The sequence below is a fragment of the Pseudomonas sp. WSY_20 genome (assembly GCF_043104335.1).
GTDB lineage: Bacteria > Pseudomonadota > Gammaproteobacteria > Pseudomonadales > Pseudomonadaceae > Aquipseudomonas > Aquipseudomonas parafulva_B.
The window spans coordinates 1-15927 of the sequence record NZ_JBICKP010000089.1 but is presented as its reverse complement, the minus strand read 5'-3'; the positions used below and the strand labels follow the sequence as shown (position 1 = coordinate 15927).

The 15927-nt window shown below is 61.2% G+C and carries 14 protein-coding genes and 2 pseudogenes; 5 read left to right on the top strand and 11 right to left on the bottom strand.

All coding sequences use genetic code 11. The features are described from left to right. Nucleotides 1-59: 59 nt before the first annotated feature. From ACF8E5_RS21270 to ACF8E5_RS21250, 5 genes and pseudogenes are all read right to left on the bottom strand, one after another. On the bottom strand, nt 60-788 hold the full coding sequence (locus tag ACF8E5_RS21270) for a methyl-accepting chemotaxis protein (RefSeq protein ID WP_392475787.1): 729 nt from the start codon (nt 786-788) through the stop codon (nt 60-62). 129 nt (nt 789-917) lie between these two features. Beyond that, a pseudogene (locus ACF8E5_RS21265) lies at nt 918-1805 on the bottom strand (sensor histidine kinase); the annotation flags it as partial. A 375-nt stretch (nt 1806-2180) separates the two neighbouring features. Further along, the gene (cueR, locus tag ACF8E5_RS21260; RefSeq protein WP_196121721.1) at nt 2181-2591 is read right to left on the bottom strand and encodes a Cu(I)-responsive transcriptional regulator; all 411 of its coding nucleotides are present in this window, start codon (nt 2589-2591) and stop codon (nt 2181-2183) included. After that, a complete protein-coding gene (locus tag ACF8E5_RS21255; protein WP_392475760.1) occupies nt 2588-4984 on the bottom strand; it encodes a heavy metal translocating P-type ATPase in 2397 nt (798 codons plus the stop codon). The genes cueR and ACF8E5_RS21255 overlap by 4 nt, the downstream gene beginning before the upstream one ends. Nucleotides 4985-5035: 51 nt before the next feature. Further along, nucleotides 5036-5422: a hypothetical protein gene (locus ACF8E5_RS21250; protein ID WP_058638394.1), complete on the bottom strand. Its 387-nt coding sequence runs from the start codon at nt 5420-5422 to the stop codon at nt 5036-5038. A 137-nt stretch (nt 5423-5559) separates the two neighbouring features. Here ACF8E5_RS21250 and ACF8E5_RS21245 point away from each other — a divergent pair, with 137 nt between their 5' ends. The 3 genes from ACF8E5_RS21245 to ACF8E5_RS21235 all read left to right on the top strand — a co-directional run bounded on the left by ACF8E5_RS21245 (nt 5560) and on the right by ACF8E5_RS21235 (nt 8096). After that, on the top strand, nt 5560-5757 hold the full coding sequence (locus ACF8E5_RS21245; protein WP_058638393.1) for a heavy-metal-associated domain-containing protein: 198 nt from the start codon (nt 5560-5562) through the stop codon (nt 5755-5757). 99 nt (nt 5758-5856) lie between these two features. After that, nucleotides 5857-7038, top strand: a complete 1182-nt coding sequence (locus ACF8E5_RS21240; RefSeq protein WP_392475759.1) for a multidrug effflux MFS transporter — start codon at nt 5857-5859, stop codon at nt 7036-7038. 344 nt (nt 7039-7382) lie between these two features. Beyond that, nucleotides 7383-8096, top strand: coding sequence for a helix-turn-helix transcriptional regulator (locus tag ACF8E5_RS21235; protein ID WP_058605269.1), 714 nt, complete (start codon nt 7383-7385; stop codon nt 8094-8096). 5 nt (nt 8097-8101) lie between these two features. Here the strand turns inward: ACF8E5_RS21235 and ACF8E5_RS21230 are convergent, their stop codons facing one another. The 5 genes from ACF8E5_RS21230 to ACF8E5_RS21210 all read right to left on the bottom strand — a co-directional run bounded on the left by ACF8E5_RS21230 (nt 8102) and on the right by ACF8E5_RS21210 (nt 12473). Continuing rightward, entirely contained in the window at nt 8102-9049 is a 948-nt protein-coding gene (locus ACF8E5_RS21230) for an adenosine deaminase (protein WP_058638390.1), read from the bottom strand. An 85-nt stretch (nt 9050-9134) separates the two neighbouring features. Next, a complete protein-coding gene (locus ACF8E5_RS21225) occupies nt 9135-9821 on the bottom strand; it encodes an SDR family oxidoreductase (RefSeq protein WP_392475758.1) in 687 nt (228 codons plus the stop codon). 384 nt (nt 9822-10205) lie between these two features. Further along, on the bottom strand, nt 10206-10790 hold the full coding sequence (locus ACF8E5_RS21220; RefSeq protein ID WP_392475757.1) for an IMPACT family protein: 585 nt from the start codon (nt 10788-10790) through the stop codon (nt 10206-10208). Between the two features lie 9 nt (nt 10791-10799). Then, on the bottom strand, nt 10800-11462 hold the full coding sequence (locus ACF8E5_RS21215; protein ID WP_023535181.1) for a TetR/AcrR family transcriptional regulator: 663 nt from the start codon (nt 11460-11462) through the stop codon (nt 10800-10802). Nucleotides 11463-11552: 90 nt separating this feature from the next. Continuing rightward, nucleotides 11553-12473, bottom strand: coding sequence for a LysR family transcriptional regulator (locus tag ACF8E5_RS21210; RefSeq protein ID WP_178091277.1), 921 nt, complete (start codon nt 12471-12473; stop codon nt 11553-11555). Nucleotides 12474-12588: 115 nt separating this feature from the next. On the opposite strand from ACF8E5_RS21210, the gene ACF8E5_RS21205 reads away from it, so the two are divergent. Further along, a complete protein-coding gene (locus tag ACF8E5_RS21205) occupies nt 12589-13935 on the top strand; it encodes an aspartate aminotransferase family protein (protein ID WP_058638387.1) in 1347 nt (448 codons plus the stop codon). Between the two features lie 69 nt (nt 13936-14004). Then, complete coding sequence (locus ACF8E5_RS21200) at nt 14005-15498, top strand: CoA-acylating methylmalonate-semialdehyde dehydrogenase (RefSeq protein WP_145256338.1); 1494 nt, start codon at nt 14005-14007, stop codon at nt 15496-15498. 66 nt (nt 15499-15564) lie between these two features. On the opposite strand, the pseudogene ACF8E5_RS21195 reads toward ACF8E5_RS21200, so the two are convergent. After that, nucleotides 15565-15927: pseudogene (locus tag ACF8E5_RS21195) on the bottom strand (hypothetical protein); the annotation flags it as partial.

Genomic DNA, 15927 nt, shown 5'->3' with positions numbered 1-15927 from the left:
GGTGCGGCGCTGCGCGAGCCCGTGAACGTGCAGGCCCGATGCTCGCGAAGCTCTTGCCGTCAGGTACGGAACCTGCGCACCAGTGAGTCCAGCTCGTTGGACAGGCCGGCGAGGCTTTCGGAGTCCTGGCGGGCGGCCTGGGCCAGTTCCGCCACCAGCTGGGCATCGCCGTGGATCTGGCTGATGTGCCGGTTGATGTCCTCGGCTACCTGGTGCTGCTCTTCGGCTGCCGTGGCGATCTGCGTGTTCATGTCACGGATCACGTCCACCGACTCGCGTATTTGCCCAAAGCTGTCGCGGGCCATGCCGATACGGCTCACCGATTGCTGCGAAACTTCGAGGCTGGCGTGCATTTGCGCCGCCACCTCGGCCGTGCGCCCGGCCAGGTTGCCCAGCAGGCCGTCGATTTCGGCCGTGGAGTCGGCGGTTCGCTTGGCCAGGGCACGTACTTCGTCGGCCACCACCGCGAACCCGCGCCCTTGCTCACCGGCACGGGCAGCTTCGATGGCGGCGTTGAGCGCCAGCAGGTTGGTCTGCTCGGCAATGGAGCGAATGGTGCCCAGGATCGACTGGATGGCGTTGCTGTCGCGCTCAAGCTGCTGGATCGACTGCGCCGACTGCTCGATCTCGTGGCTCAGGCGGTCGACGCTGCTGACGGCGGCATCGATCTGCTGCTGGCCTTCGCGCGCCTGCTGCTGGCCGCTGTCGGCCGACTGCGCCGCCTGGCTGCAGGAGCGCGCGACCTCGTTGGCAGTGGCGACCATTTCATGGAAGGCGGTGGACACCATGTCAACGGCCTCACGCTGGCGCCCGGCGGCCTCGGCCATGTCGCTGGACACGCGGGTCGAGCTGGTGGAGGTGTTGAGGATGTTGCCGGCTGCGGCGCTGATGTGCTGGATCAGGCTACGAATGGCCCCCAGGAACTGGTTGAACCAGCTCGCCAGCTGGGCAGTTTCATCACGGCCGCGAATTTCCAGGTTGCGGGTCAGGTCCCCTTCGCCCTGGGCGATGTCTTCAAGCCCATTGGTGACGCTGTTGATCGGGCGCACGATCAGTTTGGCGAATGTGGCACCCACGACAGCGAACACGGCAGCCAGTACCAGCGCGACGATCCCGATCAGCCAGGTCAGGCGGGTGGTGGTCTGCATCACCTCGCGCTGCTCGATCAGCCCGATCAGCGTCCAGCCCAGCTGTTCGTCCGGGTAGATATTGGCCATGTAGCGAACACCGTCCAGCTCGACCTCAGCCAGGCCCTTGCCGTGCTTGGCAAGCTCGGCGTAACCGTCGCCGAAGCTCGCCAGTTGTTTGAAGTTGTGCGCAGTGTCCCGCGGGTCTACCAGGACATTGCCGTTGTTTTCGACCAGCAGCAGGTACCCGCTCTCGCCCAGCTTGATCTGCTTGACGATTTCGGTGAGGCCTTTGATGGAAACGTCGACGTTGACCACGCCGCCAGGGTTACCCAGCTGGTTGGCCACGGCACGTACGGTGCTGACCAGCACGGCATCGTCGGCGGCCCAGTAGTAGGCACCGGTGCGCAGGGTCTTGCCAGGGTTAGCCATGGCCAGCTGGTACCAAGGGCGTGTACGCGGATCGTAGTTGACGAACTTCTGCCCTGCCGGCCAGCCGACGTAGCCCCCGTCGGCGACCCCGTAGGAGAGGTAGGCATAGGCAGGATGGGCATTGGCCAGGCTGGTCATGAACGCCAGAATCTTGCTCGATTGCTCGCCCAGTTCGTAGGACGGCGTGGCGCTCATGTACTTGGTCAGTTCGTTGCCAGTGGCCGCCACCAAGGGTTGCGAGGCCATGTACTCCACGTTCTGGCTGATGCCTTGGAAGAAGATGTTCATCGCGTTGCTGACCTGACGGATTTCTCGACTGCTGCTGTCGAGGAAGCCGTCCCTGGCCTCGCCGCGTAGGTTCAGTACCACCAAGGTGGCCACCAGCACGATGGGCAGGGCGGCGATGATCGCAAAGGCCCAGGTCAGTTTCTGTTTGATGCTCATCGGCGCTCCCGAATTATTGTTGTCGACACATGAGACAGGTACCTAATGCATCGGCAGCAACCGAATTTTATGTAGGAAAACGCCCGTAAATATTGGGCGAAGTCGCTATTGATGCCTATTCGGTCGCGTTTGGACGGGTATGCCCTATGAGCTTGGTTGCGGGGCTGCCGGGAATGCTCAGCGGCAGCAGCGACCCGGCGCTTCGTTGGCCAGTTCCTTGAGAATCGGACAGTCCGGGCGGTCATCGCCGTGGCAACTGGAAACCAGCTCGATCAGGGTATCGCGCAGGCCAACCAGTTCCTCGATGCGCCTGTTCAACGCATCGATATGCTGGCTGGCCAGTGCCTTGACATCGGCGCTGGCTCGCTGCCGGTCCTGCCACAAGGTGAGCAACTTGCCGACTTCCTCAAGGGAAAACCCCAGGTCGCGCGAGCGTTTGATGAAGGCCAAAGCATGCAGGTCCGCAGGCTGATAGATCCGATAACCGCTGTCGCTGCGCAAGGCAGGCTTGAGCAGGCCGATGGATTCGTAATAGCGGATCATCTTGGTGCTGAGCCCGGTACGGGCTGCCGCTTGGCCAATGTTCATGGTGCCTCCTGATCGAGGGCGGGCTTCCAGGCCTTGAGCAACAGCGCATTACTGACCACGCTGACGCTGGAGAGCGCCATGGCCGCGCCTGCCATGACCGGGTTGAGGTAACCGAAGGCAGCCAGCGGGATGCCGACGAGGTTGTAGATGAACGCCCAGAATAGGTTCTGGCGAATCTTTGCGTAGGTTCTACGGCTGATTTCAAGGGCTGCTGGCACCAGCCGCGGATCACCGCGCATCAGGGTGATGCCGGCGGCCTGCATGGCCACATCCGTGCCACCGCCCATGGCGATGCCGATGTCTGCAGCCGCCAACGCCGGTGCGTCGTTGACGCCGTCGCCGACCATGGCAACGGCACCGCCCTGCTTGAGGGCTTCCACGGTGGCGGCTTTGTCCGCTGGCAGCACCTCGGCGTAGGCATCGGTAATGCCGAGGGCGGCCGCCACGGCCATGGCGCTGCCCCGGTTGTCGCCAGTGAGCAAGTAGCTGCTGATGTGCTGATTGCGCAGGGTCTGGACCGCCTGATCGGCCCCGGGCTTGAGGCTGTCGCCGAACGCGATCAGGCCAAGCACGCTGGGTGAGGCCCCGCTCTGGACGAGCCAGGACAAGGTGCGCCCCTGTGCTTCCCAGGCGTCAGCCGATGCGGCCAGTTCACCGGGCGCCAGGCCAAGGTCTTGCAGCAGGCGGCGATTGCCCAGTGCCAAGTCACGCCCATCGACACGTCCGGCAATGCCGCGGCCGGTCAGGGACTGGCTCTCGGTCACCTCGGGCACACGCAGGCCACGGTCGGCGCAGGCGTCCAGCACGGCTTTGGCCAGCGGGTGTTCACTGCCGCGCTGAAGCGCGCCGGCCAATCGGTAAAGGTTGTCCGTATCGCCGTCCAGCGCTTGGCTATGCACCACTTTCGGGCTGCCGGAGGTGAGCGTACCTGTTTTATCGAATACGACGCGGTTGACGGCCTGCGCGCGTTCGAGTGCTTCTGCATCTTTGATGAGGATGCCGTGACGTGCGGCAACACCTGTGCCCGCCATGATCGCGGCCGGCGTTGCCAGCCCTAGCGCGCATGGGCAGGCGATGACCAGAACGGCCACTGCATTGATCACGGCGGTTTCAAACGGCGCGCCGGCCAGCCACCATCCCAACAAGGTCATCGCGGCGAGTATCAGTACCGCCGGCACGAAGACCTGGCTGACTCGGTCGACCAGTTTCTGAATGGGAGCCTTGGCAGCCTGGGCGTCTTCGACCAGGCGGATGATGCGAGCCAGGACGGTCTCTGTGCCAAGCGCCTGCGTGCGGACCAGCAACCGACCCTCGCCGTTGATCGCACCCCCGGTGACGCTGTCCCCGGGTTGCTTGGCTACTGGTAGGCTTTCGCCGCTGATCAGGGCTTCATCGGCATGGCTGTGGCCGTCTTCGACGATACCGTCGACCGGAAAACGCTCACCTGGCTTGACCATGACCAGGTCACCCACGCGCAGGTGGGCGATGGCGACCTCCTGCTCGACGCCATCGATGACCCTTAACGCACGCTCGGGACGCAGCGCTTCCAGTGCGCGTATGGCGCTGGCGGTCTGGCGCTTGGCACGGCTCTCCAGGTACTTGCCCAGCATGACCAGGGCGATGACCACTGCACTGGCTTCGAAGTAGAGGTGGGGTGTGCTACCCGATGGCGCGTTGGCCCATTGATAAAGACTCAAGCCGTAACCGGCACTGGTACCGAGGGCAACCAGCAGGTCCATGTTGCCGCTGCGCGCACGCACGGCTTTCCAGGCCGCCACATAGAAGCGGGCGCCCAGGATGAACTGCACCGGCGTTGCCAGCAGAAACTGCGCCCAGGCCGACAGCATCCAGTGCAGGCCCAACGGTTGTACCAGCATGGGCAACACCAGGGGAAAAGCCAGCAGCAGCGCCGCGGCGACTGCAAGGCGTTCCCGGCGCAAGCGGCGTTGGGTCGTCGCCTGTTCACTTTCGGATGCGTGCGGCAGGCTGGCGTGGTAACCGGCTTGCCCTATCGCATCGATCAGCGCCGCATCCTGAACGCCATCGAGGACATTCAGGTGGGCACGTTCGTTGGCCAGATTGACGCTGACCTTGAGAACCCCCTGCACCTTGGCCAGCGCACGCTCGACCCGGCCGACGCAGCTGGCGCAGGTCATGCCGGCGATCTGCAATTCCACCGTATGGCTGGGCACCGCGTAACCGGCTGCGTGTACAGCGTTGACCAGTGCATCCAGGCTATCGGCCGGCGCCTGCACACGGGCCTGCTCGTTGGCAAGGTTGACGGTGACGTGTTCTGCGCCGGTGACCTTGCGCAAGGCGCGTTCCACTCGGCCAGCGCAGCTGGCGCAGGTCATGCCGGAGATGGGCAGGTGATAAGTGACGGGCGTGGACATGATTTCCTCCTTGGGCACGCTGCCAGCATCAACCTTGCCATGCGGGGAAGGTCAATAGTCCAACGGCGTTCGCTTGAGCTCCATCCCATACTGGCCCATCGCGATGCGGTACTTGTTGATCTGCCCGGCTTGCAGGTTCAACCGGGTGCTACGTTGATCTTCAAGGCCCGGGGCGCAACCGGGTGTCTGCCCAGGCAGCAGGCGCAGGCGCACATCGACAGGGCCCGCAGGCAGGTTGAACGACGTGGACTGTTCCTGGAACAGGCGCCCCGACAGTTGATCGTTCAGGTAGACACCGATCTCGCAACTGGTGGCCACTTCAAGCCGTTCGCGGGAAATGATCAGCACGCTGTAGGCCGAGTTGTCCTCGGCGATGGCCGGCGGCACCGCCGCGAGCGCACCCAGCAGCCCGATGAAGCCCATTGCTGTCCTGAACATGAACACTCTCCTGCTTGCCTGTTTCAAAGTCGCAGCTTGGCCGAGGTGGACGCGAATTGCCACCTCCAGACACGCACGCTTGACCTTGCCCCCATGGCAAGCTTGAAACTCGCTGAAAACCCAGAGGAGGTATTCCCATGCACGTATTCTCGGTAGAAGGCATGACCTGTGGCCATTGCGTGAAGGCGGTTACCCAAGCCGTCCAAGCCCTAGATGGCGCTGCCAAGGTCGATGTCGACTTGGCAAAGAAGCAGGTCCGCGTCGACAGCAGTGCTAACCCGGCGCAGATACGGGCGGCCATCCAGGAAGAGGGTTACCAGGCCGAGATTGCATAAGCGCTCGAGCCAGGTAACGCGATTGTTGGATTGTTTTGCGCAGGACGGGGTCCACAGCAGGTAGAATGTGCAACTTTGTTAGCTTGCTATGGATTCCCGATGAACCTGCGAATGGTCCTTATCCTGGGCGCACTCAGTGCGTTCGGGCCTTTGGCGATCGACTTCTATCTGCCTGCCTTTCCGGCGATAGCCCAGGCGTTCGCCACTGATGAAAAACACGTCCAGACTACCCTGGCCGCCTACTTTCTCGGGCTGTCCATCGGGCAGTTGCTCTATGGCCCGGTGGCTGACCGTTTCGGTCGGCGCAAGCCATTGCTGTTCGGCGTGGCGCTTTTTACCCTGGCATCGCTGGCCTGCGCTTATGCGCCCAACCTAGACACCCTGATCCTGGCGCGCTTTGTCCAGGCACTGGGCGGCTGCGCGGGTATGGTGCTGTCGCGGGCGATCGTCAGCGACAAGTGCGACCCGGTGGCTTCGGCCAAAGTGTTCTCGCAACTGGTGCTGGTCATGGGTTTGGCGCCGATCCTTGCGCCCATGCTGGGCGGCGTGTTGGTCAACCACGTTGGGTGGCAGTTCATATTCCTGTCCCTGAGCCTGTTCAGTGCCGGCTGCCTGCTCGCCGTCAGCCTTGGGCTGCCTGAAAGCATGCCTGATCATATTCCCCGGCAGCCATTGTCAGGCGCTTTGCGTCAGTACCTGCGCCTGCTCGCCGACCGCGTGTTCCTGGGGCACGCCTTGACGGGCGGTATCGCCATTGCCGGCATGTTCGCCTACATCGCAGGCTCGCCGTTCGTGTTCATCAAGTTGTACGGGGTACCTGCCGAGCATTACGGCTGGTTCTTCGGTGCCAATGCTGCGGGGTTCATCCTGACGGCTCAAGTGAACGCCCGCCTGCTGGCCAAACGCGGGCCCGCTTGGCTGCTGAGCCGTGCGGTATGGGTGTACCTGATAGCAGGCCTGACATTGCTGAGCATGGCGGCGTTCAAGCCCGCAGCGCTCTGGCCGCTATTGGTACCGCTGTTCGTGTGCATCGCGAGCCTGGGGTTCATTCTGCCCAATGCCTCTGCTTGTGCCATGAGCGGGCAAGGCGCTCGGGCGGGCAGCGCTTCTGCCTTGATGGGCTGCGTGCAGTTCAGTGTTGCCGCAGGGGCGGCGGCGTTGGTGGGTGTACTGCACGATGGCAGCGCGGTGCCCATGGCGTTGGTGATGAGCCTGTGCGGGGCGCTGGTGGTAACGGTTGCGCTGTTGACGCGGCGCCTGCAATCGAGGCGCTCGGTGTGAGGCATGAAGAACCTTCGATAATATCTGCGCTATTTGGTGAAGACGGCTGTGGGCATCTTCCGAATTCGCAATAAGCGATATGCCTTGACTCATCCCATGCTGAGCCATTTTTTCTGTCAAACCGCCGAGATACAGGCTGTTTTGCGAACATGCCGCTGAAGAAGCCTCCTGCAAAGGGTAGCCCTACCCAGTGGCATTTTTGCGACAACGAGGCCTGGCAGTGGCGCCAGGGTGGCTCCAGGTGCGGCTTATACTGACGAGCCAGGCCAGCGCGAGCGAGGGCGTTCGTGGGCCAGGGTCGGCCATCGCATCTACACAGTGAATTTGCAGGGAGTCACAGGGACATGAACGCAGCCAGCAGCATCAGCCAGATCGCCAGCCTGATGGCCGACCCCAAGCGCAGTGCCATGTTATGGGCCTTGATCGATGGCACACCCCGCCTGGCCAATGAGTTGGCCATCATGACCGGGCTAAGCGCCTCATCGGCTTGTGCACACCTTTCGCTGCTTTCTTCAGCGGGTCTGCTTCGGCATGAGGCCCGGGGGCGCAAACGTTATTTCCGCCTGGCAACGCCTCAGGTGGGCGCCGCTGTGGAGGCCCTTGCCAGCGTGCAGCTCGAACAGGCAAGAAATCGTCATGCCCACACGCCGCGCCCTACATTGCCCATGTCCGTGCGACGCGCCAGACGGTGCGGCGATCACTTGGGCGGTGAGCTTGCGGCCGAACTCTACCACCGCCTGGTAGTGGCCGGATGGCTGGATGGTTGTGGGCGGCAGTTGGTGGTCAGCGATGAGGGGCGGGCGCAACTGGCTAGCCTTGGCGTATACATCGATGCGTTGGCACCGCATCAGCCCAGAGCATGCACGATGTGCCGCTGCACCGAGTGGCATGACATGGAGCCGCACCTGGGGGGCGTTCTGGGCCAGGCGCTGTTCCGCCTGTTCCTGCAATCGGGATGGATACGCGAGGCCGAGGATACCCGGGCGCTGCACATATCACCGCTGGGTATCCAGCAGATCAATCGCATCGCCCGGGTCGAGACGCTGCAGGTGGGCTGAGTGCGTCAGACCAGGCGCGCATCCAGGCTGTTCTGGGCAAGCCGGCGAGCCTGGTCTTGGGTCATTCCCAGGTGAGTGTGCAGGGCATGGAAGTTTTCCGTCACGTAGCCCCCGAAATAGGCTGGGTCGTCTGAGTTGACGGTGACTTTTACGCCTTTTTCCAACATGTCGAGAATGTTGTGTTGGCTCATGTGGTCGAACACGCACAGCTTGGTGTTGGACAATGGGCACACGGTCAAGGGAATCTGCTCGTCGATGATGCGCTGCATCAGGCGCTCGTCTTCGATGGCGCGCACGCCGTGATCGATACGTTTGATCTGGAGCAGGTCCAGCGCTTGCCAGATGTACTCAGGCGGGCCTTCCTCGCCGGCATGCGCAACGGCCACAAAGCCTTCGCTGCGTGCCCTGTCGAACACACGTTGGAACTTGCTGGGTGGGTGGCCCATTTCGGAACTGTCCAGCCCAACGGCAATGAACGCATCGCGAAACGGCAGGGCCTGGTCCAACGTATTTTGGGCTTCGTCTTCGCTCAGGTGGCGAAGGAAGCTCAGGATCAGGCCGCTGCTGATGCCCAACTGGTCACGGCCATCCTTGAGTGCCTGGTTGATGCCATTGAGCACCACTTCAAAAGGAATGCCGCGGTCGGTGTGTGTCTGTGGATCGAAGAAGGGCTCGGTGTGAATCACATTCTGCGCTTTGCAACGCTGTAGGTAAGCCCATGTGAGGTCGTAGAAGTCCTGTTCGGTGCGCAGAACGTCGGCGCCCTGGTAGTACAGGTCGAGAAACTCCTGCAGGTTGTTGAAGGCGTACGCACCGCGCAACGTCTCGACATCAGCCCAGGGCAGAGCAATCTTGTTGCGCTCGGCCAGGGCGAACAGCAGCTCGGGTTCCAGGGAGCCTTCAAGGTGCAGGTGCAGTTCGGCCTTGGGCAGGGCGTTCAACCAGTCATACATATAAGGTGATCTCAATCAGGTACGGTTGCCGCCATTCTACAGGGCCAGGCCTGGCCGTGCGCCCCAATGGCGGCAACCTGCCCAATCACCAGACCAAGGGTTCGCCCTTGTAGTTGATGAAGCGAAGGCCCGCCGTTCCACTTTGGGCCTTGATCTGCTCAAGCATGCCACGGGTGCTGGTCAGCACGTCGATCTCCGCGTTTTCTCCGCCCATGTCGGTTTTTACCCATCCTGGATGCATGGCCAATACGCACAGGTCATGGCGCGGCTGGGCCACCACAAAACTGTTGATCATGGAGTTCAGGGCAGCCTTGCTGGCCTTGTACAAGCAGATCTCCCCGCCATCAGGCACTGCGACACTGCCCAGAATGGAACTCATGAAGGCGAGTACACCGGTCTGTTCGCGTACATGTTCAACCAGACGGCGTGCGACACGAATCGGTGCAACGACATTGGTCATGAACAGATCACCAATTTCTTGGTGCGTAACGTTTTCCACATCCTGTGGGAGAGGGCCCATGACACCTGCGTTGATGAATACCAGGTCGAATAACTGCCCGGTCAGGCGCTCAGCCAGGGTGTCGAGTTGGGCTGGGTCATTCATTTCCAGCTGTTCGATACGCACGCCCGGAACATCAGCAAGAGCGCCTGGTTTTTGCGGATTGCGTACTGTGGCAGTGACCTTCCACCCGTCTTCGTACAGGCGGTTGACCAGGCCCAATCCCAGGCCGCGGGAGGCCCCGATGATCAGAGCGGTTTTTGAATCGGCCATGAGCGTGCTCCATAGGGTTGTTAGAGCCTGTGAGCATAATTCATAGGACGCCTGGGTGTGCCCGGCCATTTGTGACGTTGCACTGCGTCGCCCTGCTGCTTGAAAAATGAGCAACCCTCGGCGCGGCCTTGTGCAACAGGTGCCCTGTCGTTTCACTCACGGGTTATCCACAGGCTGCTCCACAATTAATGTGTGCAAACCGCAGTTATCTGGTCGCATGACCGCCTGCGCATGGGGATAACTTAGGCTGGCTTAACTGAAACTGCCGATTTCGTAACCTTGGTCAAAATTTGATCAAATCTATGGAGGGGGCATGCTCATTGGGCTCTAGGCGTATGCCCCAAGCTTATCCACAGCCAGGCCCACAGTTGCTGTGGGCAACACTCAGCAACTTGCCAGCAGGATTCGGCCGCGGCTCAGGTCTGCCAATTGTTGTTGCAGAGGCAGCCTGTGGACATCTTCGAAGGCAATCTTCAGGTCTACACCGTTGGCGGTGAAGTGCTCTTCAAGCACCAGACCCTGGACGTCGGCGACCCGCAGTTTCACCAGCGCCAATTCGCTGAATGCACAACTGCAAGTGAACTCGCTGCGTTGTACCAGCAGGCGCTTGGGGGCCTGTTGCAGGCATTTGTTGGCGCCGCCGCCGTATGCCCTGGCCAATCCGCCGGTACCAAGCTGAATGCCACCGTACCAGCGGATGACCAGCACCACCACCTGATCGCAGTCCTGTGCCTCGATGGCTGACAGAATCGGGCGGCCGGCCGTGCCGCCAGGTTCGCCGTCGTCGCTGCTGCGGTATTGGGGCCCGATTTTCCATGCCCAGCAATTGTGGGTGGCGTCGGGGTCGCTGTGATGCTCGATGAAGCTCATGGCATCGCTGGCACTGGCGATGGGCCCGGCCAGGGTAATGAAGCGGCTTTTGCGAATGTCCTCGCGGAATTCGCAGAGGTCGAGCAGGGTAGAAGGCATAAATGTCGGTCAGGCAACTGGCGCGATGCCGCATCCTTTGAGAATGATGTGGATAAGGTTGGTGCTGGCATCTTCCATATCTTGCTTGGTCAACCGGCTGCGACCGGTCACCTGGCAGATCTGGGTGGCGAAATCGGCGTAGTGCTGGGTGCTGCCCCACAGCAGGAAGATCAGGTGGACCGGGTCGACAGGGTCCATCTTGCCTGCATCCATCCAAGCTTGGAACACTGCCGCCCGGCCCCGGAACCACTCGCGGTAGTCAGCGCTGAAGTACTCGGTCAGGCAGGAGCCGCCGCTGATCACTTCCATGGCGAAGATTCGCGACGCCTGCGGGTTGCGCCTGGAGAACTCCATCTTCGTGCGAATGTACCGGCTAAGCGCCTCGCCCGGGTCGTCCTCGACGCTCAAGGCGTTGAAGGTGCTGTCCCATAGCTCGATGATGTTGCTGAGTACGGCAATGTACAGGCCCAGCTTATTGGTGAAGTAATAATGCAGGTTGGCTTTGGGCAGCCCTGCCTTGAGGGCGATGGTGTTCATGCTGGTGCCCTTGAAGCCATGACGGGCGAACTCGTCTTCGGCGGCCTTGATGATGGCCTGTTCATTTTTCTGTCGGATACGGCCTGCGGGTTTGCCGGAGGCGGATAGGCGGTGCGCAGGGACTTCTAATGTCATGAACGATTCCGTGCAGGGGGATGGCTGCGTCTGTAGGACAAGATTACCTTCCCACGGCAAAGTAACAAGCATTGGCGGCAGAGAGTGGCATCAACGTGTCGCAGCCAGACTTTCCAGAAAACTCTCAAGCACCAGGTTGGGCCGTCTGCCTTTTCGCGTCACCCAGCTCAAGCTCAGGTCATAGAAGCGTTGCTGGGGCTTGAGCGCTCGTAGTCGTCCTTGCTGGACCCAGAGCGCAGCGTAGTGATCAGGCAGGTAACCCATGTAGCGCCCTGTCAGGATCAGGAACGCCATGCCTTCGCGATCCGACGCGCTGGCCGTGCAGTTGAGCACCTGGTAGTGCGCCTGGATTTCGGCAGGCAAGCGGAAGGTCGGGGCAATGGCCTCCTGGCGATTGAGGCGTTCATCGTCGAGCAGATCGTCATCGGCGTAGAACAGCGGATGACCGACGGCGCAGTACAGCAGCGAGCGTTCGCTATACAGCGGTTGATATTCCAGCCCCGACAACGGGCTGGTCTGGGGGACGACGCCCACATGCAGACTGCCATCGAGAACACCGTGCTCCACCTGGCTGGGTGCGATCATGCGGATCTGGATACGCACGTCCGGACCCCGGTCCTTGAGTTCAGCCAGCGCATGGGTAATGCGCATATGAGGCAAGGTGACGAGGTTGTCGGTCAGGCCTATGTTCAACTCGCCGCGCAAATGCTGGTGCAGGCCGTTGACTTCGGTGCGGAAGGTTTCCAGCGCGCTGAGCAGTTGCAGCGCCGAGTGATAGACCTCCCGGCCTTCCTCGGTCAGCGAGAACCCTGCACGCCCGCGCTGGCACAAGCGCAAGCCCAGACGCTGTTCAAGATCGTTCATCTGCTGACTGATAGCCGATCGCCCGATACCCAGCACGTTTTCTGCGGCAGAAAACCCGCCACATTCCACCACGCTGCGGTAGATTTTCAACAGGCGAATATCGAAGTCGCTGACTTGTGCAAGCGGATCGGGGCGTCGGCTCATCAGTTTAGTCGTGGCCTGTGTAAAGGTTAGAAATGCAGGCTTTTTCAGACTTTATCGCCGTGCCAAGTTAGCTGCAACAACATCCATCGTTGCCTAATCGTCTTCCGAGGAACCGCCGATGAACATGCTCCAAACCGCGCCTGCCGGTATCGCCAGCCAGCTCAAGCTGGATGCGCACTGGATGCCCTATACCGCCAACCGCAATTTCCAGCGCGATCCTCGGCTGATCGTGGCGGCCGATGGCAATCATCTGGTGGACGACAAGGGGCGCAGGATCTTCGATGCCCTGTCCGGGTTGTGGACATGTGGCGCGGGCCATACCCGCAAGGAAATCACCGAGGCGGTGTCGCGCCAGATCGGCACCCTTGACTACTCGCCGGGGTTTCAGTTCGGGCACCCGCTGTCCTTCCAGCTGGCTGAAAAGATTGCCGAACTGACGCCGGGTGACCTGAACCATGTGTTCTACACCAACTCAGGCTCCGAATGTGCCGATACGGCCTTGAAGATGGTGCGCGCCTACTGGCGCCTGAAAGGCCAGGCCACCAAGACCAAGATCATTGGCCGCGCCCGTGGCTACCACGGGGTTAACATCGCCGGTACCAGCCTGGGCGGCGTCAACGGCAACCGCAAGATGTTCGGGCAGTTGCTGGACGTCGATCATCTGCCGCACACCGTATTGCCGGTCAACGCGTTCACCAAGGGCCTGCCGGAGGAAGGCGGCATTGCGCTGGCTGACGAGATGCTCAAGCTGATCGAGCTGCACGATGCATCCAATATTGCAGCGGTGATCGTCGAGCCGCTGGCAGGTTCGGCCGGCGTGCTGCCGCCGCCCAAGGGTTACCTCAAGCGTCTACGTGAAATCTGCACCCAGCACAATATCCTGCTGATCTTCGACGAAGTGATCACCGGCTTCGGCCGCATGGGCGCGATGACCGGCGCCGAGGCCTTTGGCGTTACGCCTGACCTGATGTGCATCGCCAAGCAGGTGACCAACGGGGCGATCCCCATGGGGGCGGTGGTTGCCAGCAGCGAGATCTACCACACGTTCATGAACCAGCCGACGCCGGACTATGCCGTGGAATTCCCCCATGGCTATACCTACTCTGCACACCCGGTCGCCTGTGCGGCAGGGCTTGCTGCGCTGGATCTGCTGCAGAAGGAAAACCTCGTACAGTCCGCTGCAGACCTGGCGCCGCATTTTGAGAACCTGCTGCACGGCGTCAAAGGCACCAAGAACATCGTCGATATCCGCAACTTTGGCCTGGCAGGCGCCATCCAGATCGCCGCCCGGGACGGAGACGCCATCGTGCGCCCTTATGAAGCGGCGATGAAACTGTGGAAAGCGGGCTTCTATGTGCGATTCGGCGGCGACACCTTGCAGTTCGGCCCAACCTTCAACACCAAACCTGAAGAGCTGGACCGTCTGTTCGATGCCGTGGGCGAGACGCTGAACCTGATCGACTGATTTCCTGCGTTCAAGGCAGGCGCCTGTCGCACACACGCCTGCCACGCCTTTTTCTATCTGGAGTGTTACATGAGCATTGTTCAGCACCTGATCAACGGTGACTTGGTTACCAAGGGCGAGCGCACCGCCGATGTGTTCAACCCCTCCACTGGCCAGGCCATTCGCAAGGTCGAACTGGCCAGTCGTGCGACCGTGCAGCAAGCCATCGATGCTGCCAAGGTCGCGTTCCCGGCCTGGCGCAATACCCCGCCGGCCAAGCGCGCCCAAGTCATGTTCCGTTTCAAGCAACTGCTCGAGCAGAACGAAGCGCGAATCGCACAAATGATTAGCGAGGAGCATGGCAAGACCCTGGAAGACGCTGCCGGGGAGTTGAAGCGTGGTATCGAGAACGTCGAGTTCGCCTGCGCTGCACCTGAATTGCTCAAGGGCGAGTACAGCCGAAACGTGGGCCCCAACATCGACGCCTGGTCCGACTTTCAACCGCTGGGGGTAGTAGCGGGGATCACGCCATTCAACTTCCCGGCGATGGTGCCACTGTGGATGTATCCACTGGCAATCGCGTGCGGCAACGCATTCATCCTCAAGCCGTCGGAGCGTGACCCCAGCTCGACGCTGTTCATCGCCCAGCTGTTGCTGGAAGCGGGCTTGCCCAAAGGCATCCTCAATGTGGTGCACGGTGACAAGGAAGCGGTGGATGCCCTGATCGAGGCGCCGGAGGTCAAGGCGTTGAGCTTCGTGGGTTCTACGCCAATTGCCGAGTACATCTACGCTGAGGGTACCAAGCGTGGCAAGCGCGTCCAGGCACTGGGCGGCGCGAAGAACCATGCAGTGCTGATGCCCGATGCCGACCTGGACAATGCCGTCAGTGCGCTGATGGGGGCTGCCTATGGTTCGTGCGGTGAGCGCTGCATGGCCATTTCGGTCGCGGTGTGCGTGGGTGACCAGGTGGCCGATGCGCTCATTGCCAAGCTTGAGCCGCAAATCAAGGCACTGAAGATCGGTGCGGGCACGTCGTGCGGCCTGGACATGGGGCCGCTGGTCACGGCGGCGGCTCGCGACAAGGTGGTTGGCTACATCGATGAAGGCGTAGCGGCGGGCGCCAGGCTCGTGGTGGACGGGCGCGGCTTGAGCGTGTCGGGTAATGAAGAGGGCTATTTCGTCGGCGGCACCTTGTTCGATAAAGTGACCCCGCAAATGCGCATCTACAAGGAAGAGATCTTCGGGCCGGTGTTGTGTGTAGTACGGGTCGACAGCCTTGAGCAGGCCATGCAACTGATCAATGATCACGAGTACGGCAACGGTACCTGCATCTTTACCCGTGACGGTGAAGCGGCGCGGTTGTTCTGCGATGAAATCGAGGTAGGCATGGTAGGGGTTAACGTTCCGCTGCCGGTCCCTGTGGCCTATCACAGCTTCGGCGGTTGGAAGCGTTCGCTGTTTGGTGATCTGCATGCCTACGGGCCAGACGGCGTGAGGTTCTACACGCGGCGCAAGGCCATTACTCAACGCTGGCCGCAGCGGGCCAGCCATGAAGCATCGCAGTTCGCATTCCCTAGTTTGTAAGCGTGCTGTTGGGGAGCAAGGAGGCCATGGGGCCTCCTTCTTCTATATAAGGTAGTGCTTCATCCATCAGCGGCGCCTTCCCACCCCACGGCCAGAATATTTCAAATACAGGAAATTAAAGGTTGACGCGGTTTCGAATCCCCTTATAATGCGCCCCACTTCCAGCGACATCGGAACGCGAAACTCCTTGAGATTCAATGGGTTAGCTAGTTCGGGTGGTGCTGTAAGGGCTGCGATCGAACAGATCGGCAGCGGTTGAGAAGAAGGTTGACAGCGTGCTGAAACGCTGTAGAATTCGCCTCCCGCTACGAGAGATCGAAGCGAGTCAAGTGTTTGAAGTTGAACGAGTTTCTCGAAATAAACTTCAAAATAAACGCTTGACAGGCAATGAGGAAAGCGTAGAATGCGCGCCTCGGTTGAGACGAAACA

Coding starts and splice junctions, on each gene's coding strand:
- ACF8E5_RS21270 (WP_392475787.1), bottom strand. CDS start 788: ATGGTGTCCACCGCCTTCCATGAAATGGTCGCCACTGCCAACGAGGTC.
- cueR (WP_196121721.1), bottom strand. CDS start 2,591: ATGAACATTGGCCAAGCGGCAGCCCGTACCGGGCTCAGCACCAAGATG.
- ACF8E5_RS21255 (WP_392475760.1), bottom strand. CDS start 4,984: ATGTCCACGCCCGTCACTTATCACCTGCCCATCTCCGGCATGACCTGC.
- ACF8E5_RS21250 (WP_058638394.1), bottom strand. CDS start 5,422: ATGTTCAGGACAGCAATGGGCTTCATCGGGCTGCTGGGTGCGCTCGCG.
- ACF8E5_RS21245 (WP_058638393.1), top strand. CDS start 5,560: ATGCACGTATTCTCGGTAGAAGGCATGACCTGTGGCCATTGCGTGAAG.
- ACF8E5_RS21240 (WP_392475759.1), top strand. CDS start 5,857: ATGAACCTGCGAATGGTCCTTATCCTGGGCGCACTCAGTGCGTTCGGG.
- ACF8E5_RS21235 (WP_058605269.1), top strand. CDS start 7,383: ATGAACGCAGCCAGCAGCATCAGCCAGATCGCCAGCCTGATGGCCGAC.
- ACF8E5_RS21230 (WP_058638390.1), bottom strand. CDS start 9,049: ATGTATGACTGGTTGAACGCCCTGCCCAAGGCCGAACTGCACCTGCAC.
- ACF8E5_RS21225 (WP_392475758.1), bottom strand. CDS start 9,821: ATGGCCGATTCAAAAACCGCTCTGATCATCGGGGCCTCCCGCGGCCTG.
- ACF8E5_RS21220 (WP_392475757.1), bottom strand. CDS start 10,790: ATGCCTTCTACCCTGCTCGACCTCTGCGAATTCCGCGAGGACATTCGC.
- ACF8E5_RS21215 (WP_023535181.1), bottom strand. CDS start 11,462: ATGACATTAGAAGTCCCTGCGCACCGCCTATCCGCCTCCGGCAAACCC.
- ACF8E5_RS21205 (WP_058638387.1), top strand. CDS start 12,589: ATGAACATGCTCCAAACCGCGCCTGCCGGTATCGCCAGCCAGCTCAAG.
- ACF8E5_RS21200 (WP_145256338.1), top strand. CDS start 14,005: ATGAGCATTGTTCAGCACCTGATCAACGGTGACTTGGTTACCAAGGGC.